Below are 17,992 nucleotides of genomic sequence, written 5' to 3'. Positions count from 1 at the left end.
CCTCATAGCGGAAAACCTTAGGCGCCAAAAGACCGACACATTTTTTCCAACGAACTTTCAAAGAACTTGCAATTTGCGGCTTGCACTCCGCCCCGACCTATGGCAATAGCCGCCTCGCCCAATACGGCGCACTTAAGTGGCGCCACGGAATGCTGCTATAGCTCAGGGGTAGAGCACTCCCTTGGTAAGGGAGAGGCCGAGAGTTCAAATCTCTCTAGCAGCACCAGTTTCCTTGGCAGCGGAATCCAAATACCGAATCTTAGCAGTAAGCTAAATCCATGATCGGCTAAGGCATTGTTGCCAACTAGATCAGATCATCCCTATTAGCGTCGCCGAAATTCGATGAATTCCGCTCAGCGATAACCAGCGGAAAGTTCGTTACAATATACCCCATGTTGAAAGTGCTTCACGCAAGTCCGACTCGAACTTTAGGTACGACGCAGATCCGCGAAGATTCTTGAAATCCTGTTGTAGAGCTATGGATCCAAAGTTTACGTCGCGCTTCGCCGTTATACGATTTCCATAAACGACATCTACGACCGACCTTAAGGTTGCCTTAGGATCAGGCAGTTTTTCTGCCTGATCCGCGTTATTGGGTAAACCGAGTGCATTCTGATTGTCACGATAACCTAGCGTTGCCAATAGAGCGTTTCGATCTGCTAACAACCACGCTTCCGTCTCATGTTTTGGCGCAATGATGACAGCCCGATCTTTGCGAATTCCACAAACATCGCTCATTCTGTCAATATAAGCCCGAGCACGATCGTCTATCCCTTCCGCTAACGCCCTCCCGCCGGTATCGGCATGGATAAACAATAATTCAAATGCTCCCTTTGCTGCGCAAGCTTCGACAGCTACTTCTTCAATGCCACGACCAGATTTTCCTAAATGAACCGCGCAACTATTTGGAACATCTACCGAAAATTTTCCATCAGCAAGAATGAGCTCTTCAAGGACACGAGGTAGGAAAGCTTCAAAGTAATCCCGATCGGAGTTACCTTCTGCATACAAGGCCCAACTCAGATACACTAGACGCCCTCCGATGGCTGCTTAAGCAAACGATCGGCCTCAAAACGAGTCAAGCGCCTAGGATCGACTCCATCTAGCTCGGTCACAATCCCTGTGCGCATACGTGTCTTTAGTGACTTTCCCACCTTCGGCACTACATGTGAAACAACGTCGGCAAGGACAATTTCATTGTCCATGAGGTTATGCATCACGGTTGGTGAATGAGTATTAATAACAATCTGAAAAAGAGGCCGTTTAGGTTCAAAAGACCCGAGATCAGTGGAAGTGCGTAATAACTTCACTAACTGCGCAATTCGGCCCTCATGGACACCGTTTTCAGGCTCCTCAAAACAAAGAACGCCTCGCCGCTTAGGATCATTAAGAATGGTTAGCAGAGCGAGAAGTCGGAGTGTTCCGTCTGAAATAACTCGCGAACTAAAATTCAGATCGTCAGCCAATCGAAGGCTAAAAGAGTAGTCCTTCGCCTCAGTATCATTATTCACACGGATTCCACGGACACTTGTTATAAGAGAACTTAAGTCGCTGGCGATGTCAGCCAAGGCCCCGTCAGGTTCGCTATCGCTTCTCGTTTCCTGTTGAAGTCTTGCGAGAACAGCGGAAAGATTGGACGCATCAGGCTTGAGAGTTCTGCTCTCGTACCGATCACTTGGTTTGCGCGCAGCTGTTGGGTTGATCTCTAAAAAATTCGTCGAACTTAAAAGCTCTCTTAGGGCGTACAAATGGGGGAATTCAGCGGTTGAGACTGTCGAAAGAGCGGTACGAGAAGCCTCGTTTGCTGGAAGCGTAACAGGTTTTCCGCGTTTCATTTCTCCGTCTTGACGAATTTCGATACCGTTTCGACTGGCTTCCCCGCCTTCCTCTTTCATCCGAATAAACGGGGCCAAACCGCCGCTATACTTCACCCACTTCAGCACCTTAATAAAATCAGACGAGTCATCTTTTTTCTTAATGGCTGTGCACGTCTCATGCTGCACAAAAATTCCCACCGGGAAACCTCGATCATCTTTCTTTAGATGAAGCTCTAGTTCATATCGAATGCGCTGGGATTTCAATGAATAAGCTGTTCCAAACGGATCCTTACCATCGCGGTTGAGTAGCACTTCTACTGCAAAGCGCATTCTGTCAAATGTCTTCGTAGGCGTTACCCGGAAGAGCTCTTGAGGCTCTCCCCTTAGTTCCATCATCGAAGTTCGGATGTCTTGCTGGGAAAGCAGAGAGATAAACCTAATTGCATCGAAGAGATTCGATTTCCCACTTGCATTGGGGCCGACAACTGCCGTGAATGGTCGAAGATTTAACTCAAAATTTTCAAAGGTCTTGAAGCCATCAATTTCTATTCGTGTCAGCATGTTGAAACCCGTGATCCTCTGGCCCACCTTGGCTTAACTCAACGGTGCTTACAAGCGTTTGCGGACTTCGGCGCCTACCAAACCCTATTCGAGCTCTCTTAATTTCTGCGTCACCCGCTGGGACTCAATTGGCTTATGGGTCTATGGATAAGGATGCTGCTCGTTATCACATAACCGATGTTAGCGTCTTCGACGCCATCCCCACTCCACCCCAATTCCGCTGCAATCCCCCGTTTAAACCCTTCTCCCATCACATCCATCCTGGCTCGGGAGAAAAGCCTCAATGTCGAAACTACGCGTCGCCGTTCTGTTTGGCGATCAGTCCACCGAGCATGAGGTTTCCGTCATGTCAGACCGCAATGTCGTCAAGGCGATCGATGGCGCAAGATATGAGATCGTGCCGATCCTGATCGATCGCACCGGGCACTGGCTGATGGCGCTGGAAGGGTAACACTGCCTTGGCAAGGGAGAAGCCAAGAGTTCAAATCTCCAGCAGCACCAGTTTTCCTTCGAAAACCCCTTAATCCCTTGCGCTCAAGCGTAAAATTGCTCGTTACCTGAACTTGGCGTTTGCGCCATAATACACCAATCAGATTCGTTGTGGCCGAGGATAGAAGTCGATCATGATTAACGGAGGACTTCGAGCGATTTTTGAGACGACGGCACCGCAAAAAGGAGAACTGCTTTCGGTTGTCCGGCAAAATCGCTCCAATAATCTGATCGTCTACTTCAATTCCTATGGTGCGGAGAATCGCCCCGGCAAACAGCCCGGCAGGCCGTTCGGAACACGGTTCCAGAATTATCGAAAAGTCATCCGCTACGATGCGCATGCCATCTGGTTCGTGGAAGAGAAGGGCTCCTGGTATCTTGAGCATCAGGACCGCATCCTCGACATCCTCACGCGTTACATCGTCGAGCATGATATCACGGCGATCAAACTGATCGGCTCCAGCGCCGGCGGATACGCGGCGATCAGAATGGGGTTGCTGCTGGATCAACGGCTTGAGCAAAGCAGCAGCAACGCCACGATCCTCTCTTTCGCGATCAATCCCCAAACCGGCTTTCGGCCGGACCTGTTCGCCCGCATCGAACGGACGACACTGGAAAGCCGCTGGCAGGGTGCGCGACTTGGACAGGATCCCATAGTGCTCGCAAAGGACTATATCGACACCTACGCACACATGCAGATCGATCTCGTCGAGTTGGCGGGGAACTACCAACCGCGAAACGTCGGCATCGTGCTGATGTACGATAATCTCAATCCGATCGAGGCGACCTTCTGTGGCGACCTTGAAGGTATCGATTTCATTCTGCACGTCCCGGTGCCGCTTGGTCTAAACCACTTCGATGGAGCAACGAAAATCCTCCTCAACGAATTGTGGCCGATCTTCGATCAAGCTCTGCCTTTCCCCAAATTGGACAATGCAGATGGGGAGCTGCGCGCCCTGACATGAAGCCGCCTTCGACACATACAAATCTGTTCTTGTGACAGCACGCTTCACCCCCTCCCCAATTCCGCTGCAATCTCCCGTTTAAACCCTTCTCCCATCACATCCGTCTTGGCCCGGGAGAAAAGCCTCAATGTCGAAACTACGCGTTGCCGTTCTGTTTGGCGGTCAGTCCAGCGAGCATGAGGTTTCCGTCATGTCGGCCCGCAATGTCGTCAAGGCGATCGATGGCAGCAGATATGAGATCGTGCCGATCCTGATCGATCGCGGCGGGCGCTGGCTGCTGGTCGAGGAAAAGGGCGGCGCGCTGCCGGAGCCGATTGCCTATGAGGGCCGGCAAGTCTGCCTGGTTCCGGGCGGCAAGGGACGGCTGCTGGCGCTGGAAGGAACTAGTGCGCGCGAACTGCCTGCGGTCGATGTGCTGTTTCCGGTGCTGCATGGGCTGAACGGCGAGGATGGCTCCATTCAGGGTCTCGCCCAGATCGTCGGCCTGCCCCTCGTCGGCTGCGGCATTCTGGGTTCAGCCAATGCGATCGACAAGGACATGGCAAAGCGTCTGCTGCGCGAGGCCGGCCTGCCCGTGGCGCGCTCCCTAACGCTGACGCGTGGCGACAAGCCCGATTTCGATGAGATCGCCGCCACCCTCGGCTCGCCCATCTTCGTCAAACCCACGCGCCAGGGCTCGTCGGTCGGGGTCAGCAAGGCGCAGGATGCTGCAGCCTTCGAGACAGCGCTTGCCGAGGCCTTCCGGCATGACCGCAAGGTGCTAGTAGAAGAATTCGTGCGTGCCCGCGAGATCGAATACGCCGTGCTAGAGCAACCGGATGGTACGCTCTTCGTCTCCCTACCGGGCGAGATCGCGACATCGGCGACCCACGGCTTCTATTCCTACGAGGCGAAATATCTCGACCAGAACGGCGCAGTCGTCACCGTGCCGGCGGATATTCCGGCCGAGGCCGCAAAGGCGCTGAAGCGCATGGCCGCGGACGGTTTTCGCGCGCTCGGATGCGAAGGGCTGGCGCGCGTCGATTTCTTTCTGCGGCCGGATGGCAGCGCCGTCATCAACGAGATCAACACCATGCCCGGCTTCACTAATATCAGCATGTATCCCAAGGCCATGGATGCCTCGGGCATTTCCTATCCGGAGCTTATCAGCCGGCTGATCGAGCACGGGCTGGCGCGGGCGCGACAGGGGTAATCCAAAGGGGCGGTTGGCTTCGATGCCGCCGCCGTCAGACCTTTTCCTTCTTCTTGGTCTTCACCTTCGGCTCGACAGGCGCATCCGGCGTCGGCGCGAGCAGCTTTCTGAGCGAGGCGATCTTGTCCTTCACCAGCGGGCGGAATCGGCTGGCGCGATAGGGCATATCGGCGGCGCCATAGCCTTCCGGCCCGTCATCATTGCCGCGATGGATCTCCTCCAGCTTCACGCCGATGAAGGTGCCGTCGACATAATGCGTATATTCGCCAACCCAACGGATGGTGTAGATCGTCCCCTTGCGGATCAGCTGATCGATGCTGACATGCTTGAATTTGTCATCGATGCAGACGACCTTCTGGCCCACATGGAAATCGTAGCTCACCCTGCCCTCCTTGAAGCGACGAATATGATGGCCCCTGCCGCTACGGCAGGAACATGGCCAGATATCGGCAAATCCGGTGCGCTTCACTCTCCAGAGCAAATCATTTGGCAAGTCAAGCTCATCTACAGCTGAGAAAAGCCGCGTCCGTCGCCGGCGGTCGACCGAACAATTTGCGGTATTCCCGCGTGAACTGCGTCTGGCTGTCATAGCCGACCTCGAATCCGATCTCTCGTGCATTGCCCTCGCGAAGAAGCAGCCGGCGACGCGCTTCCTGCAGCCGGATGAGTGCTCGATATTGCAATGGCGTCATCAATGTCACGGCCTTGAAATGCCGATGCAGCGATGTGGGGCTCATTCCCGCCATATCAGCCAGCTTGCCGATGCTCATGGCTTCCGCGAAATGGCCCTTGATCCAGTCGGTGACGCGGCCAATCTGCGCCAGATTCGTTCCATACGTGGCAAGCTGCCGCAGCATCGGCCCGAGCTCGCCGCGCAGCAGTCGGTAGTAAAGTTCAAGCTTGGCAAGCTTTGCCATCATCTCGATATCGTCAGGCGCATCCAGGCAGGAGACAAGGCGCAATGCGGCGCTCACAATCTCCGGCGTCTGCTGCGACACCGCAATTCCGGTGTGATCGCGAGGATCCGCCGCGTGGGCAACCGGAGCTTCCGCAAGAAGCTTTGCGATTTCCTCCCTCTCCAGTTCGAAGGAGAGCGCCAGGTGCGGACTGGCAGGATCGGCCTGCTCGATCCGCGCAGACACCGGCAGATTGACCGTCGCGATGAAATATTGCGAGGAATCGACGCTGAAAACGCGCTCTGCGAGCCGGATCGTCTTCTTCCCCTGCAACACCATGCACAGTCTCGGGCTGTAGACGGCGTCCGTCGGCAGCGTCGGCTGATCGACCCTATAAAGCGTCAGCCCCTGCACCTCGGTCGTCTGCTTCTGAACGGCAGAGTGACGGCTGATCAGCTCTCGCAGCTGCGTCGACGGTTCCATAAATCCGGCTTTCGATGATGGCGGCGTTTTCCGTCCATGATATCGCCAACAGGCAAAATTGGAAGGATCGTATGAAACTCTGGTCCTTCTGCCCTAACGCTTGGATATCAGTCGCTCCTAGATTTGCTCAAGGCGATCCTTCGACAGAAGGCTGCCAAAACATGCAAACAAGAGAGCAGAACATGAGCGACACACCCGTATGGTTTATCACCGGATCGTCCACGGGCCTCGGATTTGAGCTTGCGAAATCCGTACTCGAGCGCGGTTGGCGGGCGGTCGTGACGGCAAGGCGGCCCGAGCAGCTGGAGGCCCTAGTCGCCGAGCACGAAGGACGCGCTCTGGCACTCCGCCTCGATGTTACCGACGTCTCCACGATCCGCACAGCCGTGGCCGATTCCATCGCCGCTTTCGGCCGGATCGACGTGCTCGTCAACAATGCCGGCTATGGCTATCTCGCAGCCATCGAGGAAGGCGACGATGAAGGCATACGCAAACAGTTTGAAACGAATCTGTTCGGCCTCATCAATGTCACCAAGGAAATATTGCCCGGCATGCGCGCCTGCGGAAAGGGCCATATCGTCAATATCTCGTCGCTGGGCGGCCTCGTCGCATTCGCCGCGACAGGCTATTACCACGCGACGAAGTTTGCCGTGGAAGCGATCTCGGAATCCCTGTCCTACGAGGTTGCACCACTCGGCTTGAAGGTGACGATCGTCGAGCCCGGAGCATTTCGTACCAATTGGGCCGGACCCTCGATGGTCGAGTCCCCGATCCGGATAGAGGACTACGACGACACCGCCGGAAAGCGTCGCCAATCCACGAAGGCCTCCTCCGGCAACCAGCCCGGCGATCCCTCACGTGCAGCGGCCGCCATCATAAAGGCGGTCGAAGCCGAGGTGCCGCCGCTTCGATTGCTGCTGGGTGCCGCAGCACTTGATATCGCCTACAAGCGTCTCGAAGCGCTGAAAGCGAATTTCGATGCCTGGAAAGATGTGACGCTGAGCGCCGACTTTCCTGACTTGCGGAAGGACTGACATCTCGCAGGCGTGAGCACCGCGCCTGCGAGAACACGACGAATGTCGCCGTCCCGATCAATGAAACGATGACAAAGCAAGCGTTGACAAGGCCCATGGAAGGCTGAAAATTGCGCTTCGTTCAAGCAGCCGTAAGGCCTTGCTTCCATATTCCATACCCGCAAGGCTCGTTGAGTTCATGCCCACCCTCCGCCTCATCGCCGACGACTTGACCGGCGCGCTCGATACCGCCGTCGAATTCGTAGGTGTCTACGGGCCAATCGCGGTGGAGCGCAGCGATGCGCTTTCCGCAACCCTGCCGGATTGTCTCGCGATCGACAGCGGCACTCGCGAGAAGACGGCGACCGAAGCAGAGGTGATCGTCGGCAGCATCGCGCCGCTGCTGGAGGGCGCCGATCTCGCCTTCAAGAAGGTGGACAGCCTGTTTCGCGGCCCCTGGGCGGTGGAGCTTGCTGCCTGCTTCCGGCTCGGCCACTGGCGCCATTGCATCCTCGCGCCGGCCTTTCCGCATCACGGGCGGCACACACGCGGCGGACGGCAGGTGCTTTATGCCGGCAAGGACGCCTGGCGCGATGTCAGCGGCGATATCGCAGCGCATTTGCGCGCCGAGGGTTTGCCGGCCTTCAACACGCCACTCGATGGGCTCGAAGGCAAGCCCATTCCGGATGGCATCCATGTTTTCGATGTGCATACGGATGACGATCTCGATGCCATCATCGCATGGGTCTCATCTGAGCTGAAGGAGCCGGTCCTCTGGAGCGGCACCGGCGGTCTTGCCCGCGCTCTGGCGCGTAATATCGAGCTGGCGACTCATCATCTGCCCCGCACCAAAAAGGATAAAGGCGAACGCCACCCGACACTATCGGTCCCCATCTCGCGCAAGCTGCAAAGACCGGTGCTCGGCCTGTTCGGCTCCGACCAGCCGATCACGCTGGCGCAGCTCCAGGCCTGCGGCCCCAATTGGCTGAAGCTTGCGGAAGAGGCCAATGCCGACGCCATCCATCATCAAATCCAGCAAAGCGGCGTAGTCATGGTGAGCCTCGACCTGCCGACGGGACTTGAGCGCGACGACGCTGCAAAGCGCATCGCGGCGACTTTCAGGGGCATGGCTAGGGCATTGCCAGCCCCTGGGACGTTGATCGTGGCCGGTGGCGAGACCCTGCGCAATCTCTGTTCGGCGCTCGATGTGACAGCTCTTAGCATCACCGGCCAGGCAGCACCCGGCCTGCCCCGCTCGACGATCGTCGGCGGCCCCTGGGAAGGCACGACAGTCATCTCAAAATCAGGCGCATTCGGCGGCCCGACCCTGTGGCGCGACCTCTTGAGTGAAAACGGGCTTATTGCCGGAGGAGAAGAACCATGACGCAGCATCTGGCGATCACCATGGGCGATCCCGCTGGCATCGGCCCAGAAATCATCGTCAAGGCCGCTGCTCGTCTCAAAGGCCGACTCGATGATGGTAAGCTGAAGCTAACCATCATCGGCAGCGGCCCGGCCCTGCGGCTTGCCGAGCAGCAGCTTGGCCTCGACATCGCAATCCCGGAAGCTGAGATGGAGGGCGACTGGCCGAACCTCTGCTTCATCCAGGCCGATGCCGAGGGCGAACCGATCCTGCCGGGCCGGCTTTCTGCAGACGGTGGACGCATGGCGTTCAAGGCGATCGAAAAGGGCGTTCAACTCGCCATGTCAGGCAAGGTCGGCGGCATCGTCACGGCGCCGCTCAACAAGGAAGCGCTGAACAAGGCCGGCTTCCACTATGCCGGCCATACCGAGCTGTTGGCGGAACTGACCGGCGCGCGCGGCTCTGTCATGATGCTCGCCCATGGCAATATGCGCGTCAGCCACGTCACCACCCATGTCGCGCTGGAGGATGTGCCGAAGCGGCTGACGCCCGAGCGGCTGCGGCTCGTCATCGACCTCACGCACAAGGCTCTCAAAAACCTCGGAATAACCAGCCCGAAGATCGCGGTGGCGGCGCTCAATCCGCATGCCGGCGAAGGCGGTCTCTTCGGCCGGCAGGATATCGATATCTCCGCGCCAACCATCGCCAAGGCGGTGTCCGATGGGCTTGATATCGTCGGCCCCGTCCCCGGCGACACCGTCTTCGTCAAGCTGCGCGCCGGCCAGTATGACGCCGCCATCGCCATGTATCACGATCAGGGCCATATCCCTGTGAAATTGCTCGGCTTCGAAATCGATCCCGCGACCGGCAAATGGATGGATCTTTCCGGCGTCAACATTACGCTGGGCCTGCCGATCGTGCGCACCTCGGTCGATCACGGCACCGCCTTTGATATCGCCGGCAAGGGCATCGCCAATGAACGCAGCCTGATCGAGGCGATCGAATTCGCCGAAAGGCTGGCGAGCGGTTAACATTTTTGTTTCAGCCTGCTCATGATTGTCGAAGAATTTTCGTAACCCTGTCGGCCTTGCCGCTCCCCTTTCGTCCTTAGGGTATTCAACGAGAGAGGAGCACCCAATGTCCAAGATTGCCCCATGCCTGTGGTTTGCGCGGGAAGCCGAGGAAGCTGCGAATTTCTATGTGTCGCTCTTCCCCGATTCCCGGATCGATCACGTGCAGAAGAACATTGTCGACATGCCCTCCGGCAAGCCCGATGAAGTTCTGGTCGTTACTTTCACGCTCGCCGGCCAGCGCTTCATGGCACTGAACGGCGGCGACCGCATCGAATATAATCATGCGATCTCGCTGGAGGTGGATTGCGCCGACCAGGCTGAGGTCGACCGCCTTTGGGACGGTCTCGTCGATGGCGGCACGCCGGTGCATTGCGGTTGGGTGACGGATCGCTACGGTGTCTACTGGCAGGTCGTGCCGACGGTGCTCCGCAAGTATATCGCCGATCCGGATCCGGTAAAGGCTGCCCGCGTCATGCGAGCCTGGATGGGCATGGTCAAGCTCGACATTGCCGGGCTCGAAGCCGCCTATCGCGGTTAAGCATCATAATCATTCGGCAGGTTGCATAAGGCGCTACCTCCCAAAGATAATGCTGAATCTTTCTGAAAATTCAACGGTTCAGACCAATGCCTGCGCTCGTAAGACTTGCGGCGGATCGACGCTTGGAATACCGTCCATATAGGCCCGCCGAAGGCGGGTTTCTCGATACCATGTCAAGCAATTGGACTGCCGCGGGCGTTCAGGCACGACCCGGCAGGAAACGGGTCGATTTCATGCAGCATCGACGAGACCGCATCGACCTCACTGGACGTGATTACACCGCGATCTACGCCTTAAGCGACATCCATGGCTGCTATGATGAGATGGTAGAGGCCGAAGGGCGCATCACAGCGGATGCCCGCAGCCTTCCCGGCCGAAAACTGCTGATGTATCTCGGCGATTATGTCGATCGCGGCCCACGTTCCAGCGATGTCCTGGCGCATCTCAGCGCACTGCCGCCCGAAGGCTTCGATCGCTATGCGCTTTGCGGCAATCATGACGACGTCTTCCTGCGTTTTCTGGACGATCCCGATACCAACATCCATTGGCTGGAGTTCGGTGCCTTGCCGACGCTCGCATCCTACGGCATCGATGCCAGACACATGCTTTTCGACCTGGGCTATAGCGTCGAGGAGTTGCGCAACATGACGCTTAAGGCGATGCCGGCAGCGCATGTCGACCTGCTGCGTTCGCTGGCTGCAGCTGTTACTTTCGGCTCGATACTCTTCGTTCATGCCGGCATCATACCCGGCCTCCCTCTCAGTGAGCAGACGGATGAAGATCTGATGTGGATTCGCGAGCCGTTCCTGTCGGGCGGACCGCAATTGCCGCTGCTGGTGGTCCACGGCCACACGCCGGCTTCGCATCCCGTTTTTGGTCTCAGTCGCATCGGTATCGATACGGCCGTTTCCATGGGCGGAACGCTGTCGATCCTCAAGATCGCCGAAGGTAAACAGACGATCCTGCTGCCGATCTGAGCGGTTCAAACAAATATCCCGGCTCGAAGCCGGGATATTTGTTTCTTTCAGACCTTTTACTCCGCCGCCACGGCCGGCGGCAGCTGGATCGTATTCTGCTCCTCTTCGTCGGCCTGCTCCTTGGCCGGCGGCTCGGCCGACTTGTTCTTCGGATCGCGGCCGAAGAACAGGGCGTAGCCGGCTGGCAGCACGAAGATCGTCAGCACGGTCGCAACCAGAATGCCGCCCATCATGGCGTAGGCGAGCGGCCCCCAGAAGACACCGCGCGAGATCGGGATCAGCGCCAGCACGGCCGTCAGCGCGGTTAGCATGATCGGCCGGAAACGACGCACGGCAGAACCGATGATCGCTTCCTTCCGGTCCATGCCCGCCGCGATATCCTGGTCGATCTGGTCGACGAGGATGATCGAGTTGCGGATGATGATGCCGAGCAGAGCGATAACGCCGAGGATCGCGACGAAGCCAAAGGGTGCACCGCTGATCAGGAGGGCGCCCGCCGCACCGATGATGCCGAGCGGGCCGGTCGCCAGCACCAGCATCGCCTTGCCGAAGTGCTGCAGCTGCGCCATCAGCAGCACGACGATGATGACGAGCATGATCGGCGCCTTGGCGGCGATCGAGGCTTGGCTTTCGGCACTGTCCTCGGCGCCGCCCTGGATCTCGATCTTGTAGCCAGCCGGCAGGCTGCTCCTCAGATCAGCCATGTCGTTGTAGAGCTTGGCCGTCACATCGTTCGACTGCACATTGTCGGGCAAGGTTGCCCGTACGCTGATGGTCGGCAGACGGTCACGGCGCCATTCGATGCTCTGTTCCATGACAGGCACGATCTTGGCAACCTGCGATAGCGGCACAAACCCACCGGAGTCTGTCGGAATATAGACCGAGTTTACCGAGGTCAGCAGATGACGGCTTTCCTCCGGCTCGCGAGCAACGATCCCGACGGTTTCCTCGCCTTCACGATAATTGTCGAGGGTGACGCCGGACATCGAGGCCTGCAGCATCTGGCGGATGCGCTGAGAGGTGACGCCGAGAGCGCGGGCACGGTCCTGATCGATCACCAGCTTCATGGCCGGCACCGGCTCGAGCCAGTCGTCATGGATGGCGCCGAGCAGCGGGTTTTGGGTAAAGCGCTGCTTCACCTCGTCGGCAATACGGCGAACCTCCTGCCGGTCAGGCCCCATGACGCGCAGCTGCACGGGCCAGCCGGTGGGCGGACCGAGGAACAGGCGGTCGACCTTGCCGCGGACGGACGGGAAATCTGCCGCCAGGATGCCGCGCATCTTGGTGATCAGCCGCTCGCGGGCCGGCTCGTCCTTGGCCATAACCAGCATCTGAGCATAGTTCGGGTTCGTCAGCTGCTGATCGAGCGGCAGGAAGAAGCGCGGCGCGCCCTGGCCGACATAGGTGGCGATGAAACGCTTGTCGGGGTCATCGGCCATGCGTGCCTCGAGGGCCTGTGCCTGCCGCTCGACTTCCTTGATGCTGGTGCCTTCAGGCAGCCACAAGTCCACAAGGATTTCCGGGCGCGACGACTGCGGGAAGAAGTTCTGCGGAATGAACTGGAAGGACCAGAGGCTGCCGACGAAGGCGGCAAGCGTCAGCAGCAGAACGATGACGCGGTGGCGTACGGCCCAGGCGACGGAAGAGTGCAGACGGCGATAGAATCGCGTGTCGAACACATCATGATGCTCACCGGCATGATGCCGCTGTTTGAGGATCATGTAGCCGAGCCATGGCGTGAAATAGACGGCCACGAACCAAGAGACCACAAGCGCGATGCCGACGACGTAAAACAGCGTGCGGACATATTCGCCTGCTGTCGATGCCGCAAAGCCCACCGGGATGAAGCCGGCGGTGGTGATCAGCGTGCCAGTCAGCATCGGGAAGGCGGTGGAGGAATAGGCGAAGCTGGCAGCATCGAGCTTTACGAGCCCCTCTTCCAGCTTACGCTCCATGAGCTCGACCACAATCATAGCGTCATCAACAAGCAGGCCGAGCGCGATGATGAGGGCGCCGAGCGAAATCCGCTGCAGGTCGATGCCGAACTCATACATGATGGCGAAGGTCGCGGCCAGCACCAGCGGAATGGCGATGGCGATCACGAGGCCGGAACGCCAGCCGATCGACAGGAACGAGACGATCAGCACGATGACGAGAGCTTCGCCCAGCGCATGCATGAATTCGCTGATTGCGTCGGTGACGACATCAGGCTGGTTGGCGATCTGATCGACCTGAACGCCGATCGGCAGCGAGGCCTCGAATCGCTTGTAGGTTTCCTCAACCGATTTGCCGACATCGGTCACCTTGAAGCCCGGAGCCATGACGACGCCGAGCTGCACGCTCGGATGGCCGTTGAAGAGGAACTTGGCGGTATAAGGGTCTTGCAGCCCGGCGGTGACGGTAGCGATATCGCCGAGACGGGTTACCTGGCCGCCGGCGTTGAGCCGCAGGTTCTTGATATCCTCGATCTTGTTGACGTCACCCTCGACCGAGATGCGCACAGAGCGGGTGCTGGTATCGACATTACCGGCCGGATCGACGTTGTTCTGGCCGATAATGGCGTTCTTCAAGTCGGTGAGCGTTAGCCCACGCTCGGCCAGAACCTTGGAGGAGACATCGATATAGATCTGCTCCGCCTGGTCACCGATGATGGTCGCCTTCTCGACACCGGGCGTCGAAAGCAGCATGTCGCGGGCCTGGATGGCGAATTTCTTCAGCTCCGGATAGGTATAGCCGTCGCCGCTGATCGAATGCAGCGTGATGAAGGTATCGCCGAATTCATCGTTGAAATAGGGGCCGAGCAGGCCGGACGGCAGTTCGTTGCCGATATCGCCCACTTTCTTGCGGATCTGGTAGAAGGCGTCCTTCACCTCGGCGGTATTGGTATCGCCCTTGATCTGGATGGTGGTGATTGCAAAGCCGGCGCGGGTATAGGATTTGACCCAATCGAGATGCGGCGTTTCCTGCAGCTTGCGCTCGATCTTGTTGACCACCTGGTCTTCCATGTCCTGCAGCGAGGCGCCGGGCCAGACGGTCTGCACGACCATGACGCGGAAGGTGAAATCCGGATCTTCCTTCTGACCCATATGGGTCAGGCCGAGCGCGCCGGCGATGATGATTAGCCCGAACAGAAAACGAGCGATGCTGGGATGAGCGATCGCCCAGCGCGACAGGTTGAAGCGCTTCCTCTCGCCGGAGGTGCTGTTGATGGACATGGTGTCGTCCCTTCGATCCGGATCAGCGTACGATATCCGCCGAGGCGGCTTTGGTTTCAGCGGAGGCTTGCTGGGTTGTGGCACCAGAAAGCTTGACCTTCATGTTTTCGCTCATGAACTGAGTGCCGGCTGCAACGACGACATCGCCGGTCTTGAGGCCATCGGCCACGCGCACGCCGTCATCGGAAAAGTCCGCGACCTTGATGGCGCGGGAATGGACGGTGCCGGCACTGCGATCGACCAGCCAGACGATCTGCTGCCCATCCCTCTGCGCGAGCGCGCTCAGCGGAATGGAAACAAAAGGCTGCGTATTGTCGGCAAGCGCCTCGATCGTTGCAGTCATGCCAAGGAGAACGCGCGGATCGTTCGGCACGCTTACACGCACCGCGAAGGTGCGCGACTGATCGGCGCTTCCGGAGACTTCCCGCACCTTTCCATTGAGCACGAGGGCCGCGTCGGACCAGAAGCGCGCCTTGACGTCCTTGCCGACTTTGAACTGGGCGATGTCCATTTCCGGGACAGCGACCTGCACTTCCTTCTCGCCATCGACGGCAACGGTGATGACAGGTGTGCCGGAACTGACCACCTGGCCGACATCGGCATTGATTGCGGTCACGATACCGTTCATGTCGGAGGTCAGGTCGGCATAGGCGACTTGGTTCTTGGCTTCGGTCAGAGCCGAGACAGCAGAATCCCGGGTCGAGACGGCCTGCTCATAGGAAAGCTCCGCCTGCTCGAGCTGCGACTTGGAGGTGACGTTTTTGTCGAAGAGCGTCTGAGCACGCGTGCGGGCAAGCTCGGTCGTCTGCACCTGCTTTTCGGCCGCATCCAGATCGGCCTGCGAACGGCGCACGGCAAGAATATAATCGGTCGCGTCCATACGGGCGATCACATCGCCGGGCTTTACTCTCTGGCCGATATCTACCTTGCGCTCGACGATCTTGCCATTGACGCGAAAACCAAGATTCATCTCCGTCCGCGCACGGACGGCGCCGGAGTAATCAAGCTTGCGCGTCGTGTCTGCCTCGGCGATTTCGACGACCTTGACCGGCCGGACCACCTCCGCCGTCTCTTCCTTCTTCTCATTGCAGCCCGAGAGGCCAAGCCCGAAAGCGGCAAAGAGAGCCGCACCAGCAATGGTCCGTAAGGTGTTGGTCGTTAGCGAAACCATGTCGCTCTCCTGAAATCGAACAAAAAGTGGGAACACGCCGGCCATCCGGTGCGTGCATTGCTATTTCTTCAAAGCCCTGATGACGAATTCGATGATATCCTCGGGCTTGGCCTGGTATGTCTTGCCAAGGCACTGCGCCACCATTTGCGGATGACAGAGATCGACGGTCGCCGCACCGAAGCACTTGGCTGCAATACCCGGATCCTGTTCGGCGAACTCGCCAGCGGCAATCCCCTCGGCGATGATCTCGGCGACCAGATCCTGGCTACGTTCGATATGTTTTTCGATGACATGCCAGTCCCGCTCTATGGCGACAATGACCATCTCGTGAACCTTCTGCTCGTCGAGCATGGCCTCCAGGGTCATCCTATATTGGGCCATGAGATAAGCCCGCAGCCTATCGGTGGCACTGATGGGCTGATTGCGGATGGCGAGGGCCATCTGGTAGCTCTGGCCGAGCATGCGCCCACAGATAGCCTGATGGATTTCCGTCTTGGAACCGAAAAACCGGTAGATATTTGCCGTCGACATGCCGAGATCTCGGGCGATATCGGCGACGTTCGTCTTGCTGTAGCCATAGTGGCGAAACAGCTTTTCGGCGGCGTCGAGGATGCGCGTGATGTTTTCCTGGCGGGCAGGATCGGCGCTAACGTCGGAAAGATCGAGCATGAGCAGGCCTGATGGTTTACGAGTGACGATTTTTAATTTTCGTCACTCGTAAACCATCAGAGCGCCGATGTCAATGAAGCCGGCCACAACTTGGGCGGCTTTTAGATGCTATTGAATAAACCGAGGATGCGCCGAACTACTTGAAACAAGAGTTAAATCATCGACAACGCTCCTGGCGGAACGCAGCGAAAGTGTCCGGTATTTTGTCGCAGCAGCGAAAGTCGGCTACTCAGGCGCTCATAAGCGTCGGATGAAAACGGCGAAGGCTGAAAAAGCCGACGAACACAATCACCACCAAAAGTGCCACCTGGGCGGCGAGAATCGGCGGTTCGTTCCCGGTGGGCGCCAGCGCATTGAGCGCAGGTATCTTCTGGAACGATTGAATGATGAGCACCAGACAGTTGAAGAACAACAGCACGAGCGCGCCGACCACGAAGACGGCACGCCATATGCCGGCAAGGTGAAATGTGTAACGCGCCAGCGCCGTCGGAATGAAGATCAGCAGACAGATGATGCCGACGATGATCGCCGGCGTGACGCCGTGAAACGGGAACAGAAAACCCGTCAAGCTGGTGAGAGCCGTCGTCAGCATATAGACGAGCGTCGAGCGGTTATGACGGTCGGCAGTGAGAAAGCCGTAGGCTACCACGATGCCGCTGATGATGGCGATCAAGCTGATGACGACGTGAATCAAGAGAATTCCAGACATTCGCCCCTCCAAGTGAGCATTGCATTCCGATGGAAATGACAGCCCAATGCCCCGAATGCGGAATATATACGAAACGCGCCGCGCCAGCCAGCGCGACGCGAACGGCCGACAGACGGCTTAAGCGGCGTGAACTTCCAGCGATATCGGAACGGAGGCAAGCGCCTTGGAAACCGGACAACCGGCTTTCGCCTTGTTGGCAAGCTCGGTGAAGGTCGCTTCATCGGCGCCAGGCACCTTGCAGGTCAGCGTCAGGTGGATGGCGGTGATGGCGAACCCGCCTTCGACGCTTTCAAGCGTTACCTTGGCCGTCGTCTCCATGCTTTCGGCAGTGAAGCCGGCTTCATTGAGGATTAGCGACAAGGCCATGGTGAAGCAGCCGGCATGCGCCGCGCCGATCAGCTCTTCCGGATTGGTGCCGGCAACACCTTCGAAGCGGCTGACAAAACCGTAAGGATAGTGATTGAGCGCGCCGCTTTGCGTCGAGATCTGACCCTTGCCGTCCTTCAAGCCACCGGACCATTGAGCCGAACCTGTGCGATTGATCTGCATGTCGTCCTCCTTGTCGTTGAATGAATTTCGGGAGCAGAACCGCCTCCCGTTGATGATCGACGGCAAGCGGCTTGGCCGCCTGCATCGTCACCATAGTCCTTCTATCCGTCGAAGACGACGCCGTAACAGCAGCGAGGCCGATTTCGAAAAGCACGGGACGAGGGATTGTTCCCGGATAGCGTTACCGAGGCCTTTTAAATCATCATACAAGCGTATTGCCAATGTATGATGATTCCCGTATTGTCGCATTCGCATAGTCGCGAAGCGCGTAAGGCATCGCCCGCATGGAAGCCCTCTCGTCGAAAGAGAAGG

The 17,992-nt window shown here is 58.1% G+C and carries 17 protein-coding genes and 1 tRNA gene; 9 read left to right on the top strand and 9 right to left on the bottom strand.

Features of this window, described 5'->3' with window-relative positions; translation table 11 throughout:
• Positions 1 to 151 precede the first annotated feature (151 nt).
• Positions 152 to 226, top strand: a tRNA-Thr gene (locus PH562_RS23220).
• A 152-nt stretch (positions 227 to 378) separates the two neighbouring features.
• On the opposite strand, the gene PH562_RS23215 is transcribed toward PH562_RS23220, so the two are convergent.
• Together PH562_RS23215 and PH562_RS23210 are read right to left on the bottom strand one after the other, a co-directional pair.
• Positions 379 to 1,029: a hypothetical protein gene (locus tag PH562_RS23215; protein WP_285175987.1), complete on the bottom strand. Its 651-nt coding sequence runs from the start codon at positions 1,027 to 1,029 to the stop codon at positions 379 to 381.
• A complete protein-coding gene (locus tag PH562_RS23210) occupies positions 1,029 to 2,378 on the bottom strand; it encodes an AAA family ATPase (protein ID WP_285175984.1) in 1,350 nt (449 codons plus the stop codon). The genes PH562_RS23215 and PH562_RS23210 overlap by 1 nt, the downstream gene beginning before the upstream one ends.
• Before the next feature lie 283 nt (positions 2,379 to 2,661).
• On the opposite strand from PH562_RS23210, the gene PH562_RS23205 reads away from it, so the two are divergent.
• The 3 genes from PH562_RS23205 to PH562_RS23195 all read left to right on the top strand — a co-directional run bounded on the left by PH562_RS23205 (position 2,662) and on the right by PH562_RS23195 (position 5,024).
• Complete coding sequence (locus PH562_RS23205; protein WP_285175980.1) at positions 2,662 to 2,829, top strand: hypothetical protein; 168 nt, start codon at positions 2,662 to 2,664, stop codon at positions 2,827 to 2,829.
• Between the two features lie 172 nt (positions 2,830 to 3,001).
• Positions 3,002 to 3,832, top strand: coding sequence for a hypothetical protein (locus PH562_RS23200; RefSeq protein WP_285175977.1), 831 nt, complete (start codon positions 3,002 to 3,004; stop codon positions 3,830 to 3,832).
• Between the two features lie 127 nt (positions 3,833 to 3,959).
• Positions 3,960 to 5,024 carry a D-alanine--D-alanine ligase family protein gene (locus PH562_RS23195; RefSeq protein WP_285175975.1) on the top strand — a complete coding sequence of 355 codons (1,065 nt, stop codon included), beginning with the start codon at positions 3,960 to 3,962 and terminating at the stop codon, positions 5,022 to 5,024.
• Between the two features lie 34 nt (positions 5,025 to 5,058).
• On the opposite strand, the gene PH562_RS23190 is transcribed toward PH562_RS23195, so the two are convergent.
• Both PH562_RS23190 and PH562_RS23185 read right to left on the bottom strand, forming a co-directional pair.
• Complete coding sequence (locus PH562_RS23190) at positions 5,059 to 5,406, bottom strand: CAP-Gly domain-containing protein (protein WP_113230891.1); 348 nt, start codon at positions 5,404 to 5,406, stop codon at positions 5,059 to 5,061.
• Between the two features lie 118 nt (positions 5,407 to 5,524).
• Positions 5,525 to 6,403: an AraC family transcriptional regulator gene (locus tag PH562_RS23185; RefSeq protein WP_285175972.1), complete on the bottom strand. Its 879-nt coding sequence runs from the start codon at positions 6,401 to 6,403 to the stop codon at positions 5,525 to 5,527.
• Positions 6,404 to 6,585: 182 nt separating this feature from the next.
• Here PH562_RS23185 and PH562_RS23180 point away from each other — a divergent pair, with 182 nt between their 5' ends.
• The 5 genes from PH562_RS23180 (at position 6,586) to PH562_RS23160 (ending at position 11,367) form a co-directional block, all read left to right on the top strand.
• The gene (locus tag PH562_RS23180) at positions 6,586 to 7,437 is read left to right on the top strand and encodes an oxidoreductase (protein WP_285175970.1); all 852 of its coding nucleotides are present in this window, start codon (positions 6,586 to 6,588) and stop codon (positions 7,435 to 7,437) included.
• 178 nt (positions 7,438 to 7,615) lie between these two features.
• The gene (locus PH562_RS23175; protein WP_285175969.1) at positions 7,616 to 8,800 is read left to right on the top strand and encodes a four-carbon acid sugar kinase family protein; all 1,185 of its coding nucleotides are present in this window, start codon (positions 7,616 to 7,618) and stop codon (positions 8,798 to 8,800) included.
• Positions 8,797 to 9,810 (top strand): 4-hydroxythreonine-4-phosphate dehydrogenase PdxA, encoded by a 1,014-nt coding sequence (gene pdxA, locus PH562_RS23170; protein WP_285175967.1) that lies wholly within the window; start codon positions 8,797 to 8,799, stop codon positions 9,808 to 9,810. The genes PH562_RS23175 and pdxA overlap by 4 nt, the downstream gene beginning before the upstream one ends.
• Positions 9,811 to 9,916: 106 nt before the next feature.
• Positions 9,917 to 10,390: a VOC family protein gene (locus tag PH562_RS23165; protein ID WP_113230896.1), complete on the top strand. Its 474-nt coding sequence runs from the start codon at positions 9,917 to 9,919 to the stop codon at positions 10,388 to 10,390.
• 233 nt (positions 10,391 to 10,623) lie between these two features.
• A complete protein-coding gene (locus PH562_RS23160; RefSeq protein ID WP_285175958.1) occupies positions 10,624 to 11,367 on the top strand; it encodes a metallophosphoesterase family protein in 744 nt (247 codons plus the stop codon).
• Between the two features lie 56 nt (positions 11,368 to 11,423).
• Here the strand turns inward: PH562_RS23160 and PH562_RS23155 are convergent, their stop codons facing one another.
• The 5 genes from PH562_RS23155 to PH562_RS23135 form a co-directional block, all read right to left on the bottom strand.
• Complete coding sequence (locus PH562_RS23155; protein ID WP_285175957.1) at positions 11,424 to 14,582, bottom strand: efflux RND transporter permease subunit; 3,159 nt, start codon at positions 14,580 to 14,582, stop codon at positions 11,424 to 11,426.
• A 22-nt stretch (positions 14,583 to 14,604) separates the two neighbouring features.
• Positions 14,605 to 15,753, bottom strand: a complete 1,149-nt coding sequence (locus PH562_RS23150) for an efflux RND transporter periplasmic adaptor subunit (RefSeq protein WP_285175956.1) — start codon at positions 15,751 to 15,753, stop codon at positions 14,605 to 14,607.
• Between the two features lie 60 nt (positions 15,754 to 15,813).
• Positions 15,814 to 16,422 carry a TetR/AcrR family transcriptional regulator gene (locus tag PH562_RS23145; RefSeq protein WP_285175954.1) on the bottom strand — a complete coding sequence of 203 codons (609 nt, stop codon included), beginning with the start codon at positions 16,420 to 16,422 and terminating at the stop codon, positions 15,814 to 15,816.
• Between the two features lie 229 nt (positions 16,423 to 16,651).
• On the bottom strand, positions 16,652 to 17,131 hold the full coding sequence (locus PH562_RS23140; RefSeq protein WP_285175952.1) for a hypothetical protein: 480 nt from the start codon (positions 17,129 to 17,131) through the stop codon (positions 16,652 to 16,654).
• A gap of 117 nt (positions 17,132 to 17,248) precedes the next feature.
• Positions 17,249 to 17,680 (bottom strand): OsmC family protein, encoded by a 432-nt coding sequence (locus PH562_RS23135; protein ID WP_285175951.1) that lies wholly within the window; start codon positions 17,678 to 17,680, stop codon positions 17,249 to 17,251.
• Between the last annotated feature and the right edge of the window lie 312 nt (positions 17,681 to 17,992).

The sequence above is a fragment of the Rhizobium centroccidentale genome (genome assembly GCF_030182565.1).
In the GTDB taxonomy this organism is placed as follows: domain Bacteria; phylum Pseudomonadota; class Alphaproteobacteria; order Rhizobiales; family Rhizobiaceae; genus Rhizobium.
The sequence above is the reverse complement of the archived record's forward strand: the minus strand, read 5'-3'. Positions and strand labels throughout refer to the sequence as shown.

Coding starts and splice junctions, on each gene's coding strand:
- PH562_RS23210 (WP_285175984.1), bottom strand. CDS start 2,378: ATGCTGACACGAATAGAAATTGATGGCTTCAAGACCTTTGAAAATTTT.
- PH562_RS23205 (WP_285175980.1), top strand. CDS start 2,662: ATGTCGAAACTACGCGTCGCCGTTCTGTTTGGCGATCAGTCCACCGAG.
- PH562_RS23200 (WP_285175977.1), top strand. CDS start 3,002: ATGATTAACGGAGGACTTCGAGCGATTTTTGAGACGACGGCACCGCAA.
- PH562_RS23195 (WP_285175975.1), top strand. CDS start 3,960: ATGTCGAAACTACGCGTTGCCGTTCTGTTTGGCGGTCAGTCCAGCGAG.
- PH562_RS23185 (WP_285175972.1), bottom strand. CDS start 6,403: ATGGAACCGTCGACGCAGCTGCGAGAGCTGATCAGCCGTCACTCTGCC.
- PH562_RS23180 (WP_285175970.1), top strand. CDS start 6,586: ATGAGCGACACACCCGTATGGTTTATCACCGGATCGTCCACGGGCCTC.
- PH562_RS23175 (WP_285175969.1), top strand. CDS start 7,616: ATGCCCACCCTCCGCCTCATCGCCGACGACTTGACCGGCGCGCTCGAT.
- pdxA (WP_285175967.1), top strand. CDS start 8,797: ATGACGCAGCATCTGGCGATCACCATGGGCGATCCCGCTGGCATCGGC.
- PH562_RS23165 (WP_113230896.1), top strand. CDS start 9,917: ATGTCCAAGATTGCCCCATGCCTGTGGTTTGCGCGGGAAGCCGAGGAA.
- PH562_RS23160 (WP_285175958.1), top strand. CDS start 10,624: ATGCAGCATCGACGAGACCGCATCGACCTCACTGGACGTGATTACACC.
- PH562_RS23155 (WP_285175957.1), bottom strand. CDS start 14,582: ATGTCCATCAACAGCACCTCCGGCGAGAGGAAGCGCTTCAACCTGTCG.
- PH562_RS23150 (WP_285175956.1), bottom strand. CDS start 15,753: ATGGTTTCGCTAACGACCAACACCTTACGGACCATTGCTGGTGCGGCT.
- PH562_RS23145 (WP_285175954.1), bottom strand. CDS start 16,422: ATGCTCGATCTTTCCGACGTTAGCGCCGATCCTGCCCGCCAGGAAAAC.
- PH562_RS23140 (WP_285175952.1), bottom strand. CDS start 17,131: ATGTCTGGAATTCTCTTGATTCACGTCGTCATCAGCTTGATCGCCATC.
- PH562_RS23135 (WP_285175951.1), bottom strand. CDS start 17,680: ATGCAGATCAATCGCACAGGTTCGGCTCAATGGTCCGGTGGCTTGAAG.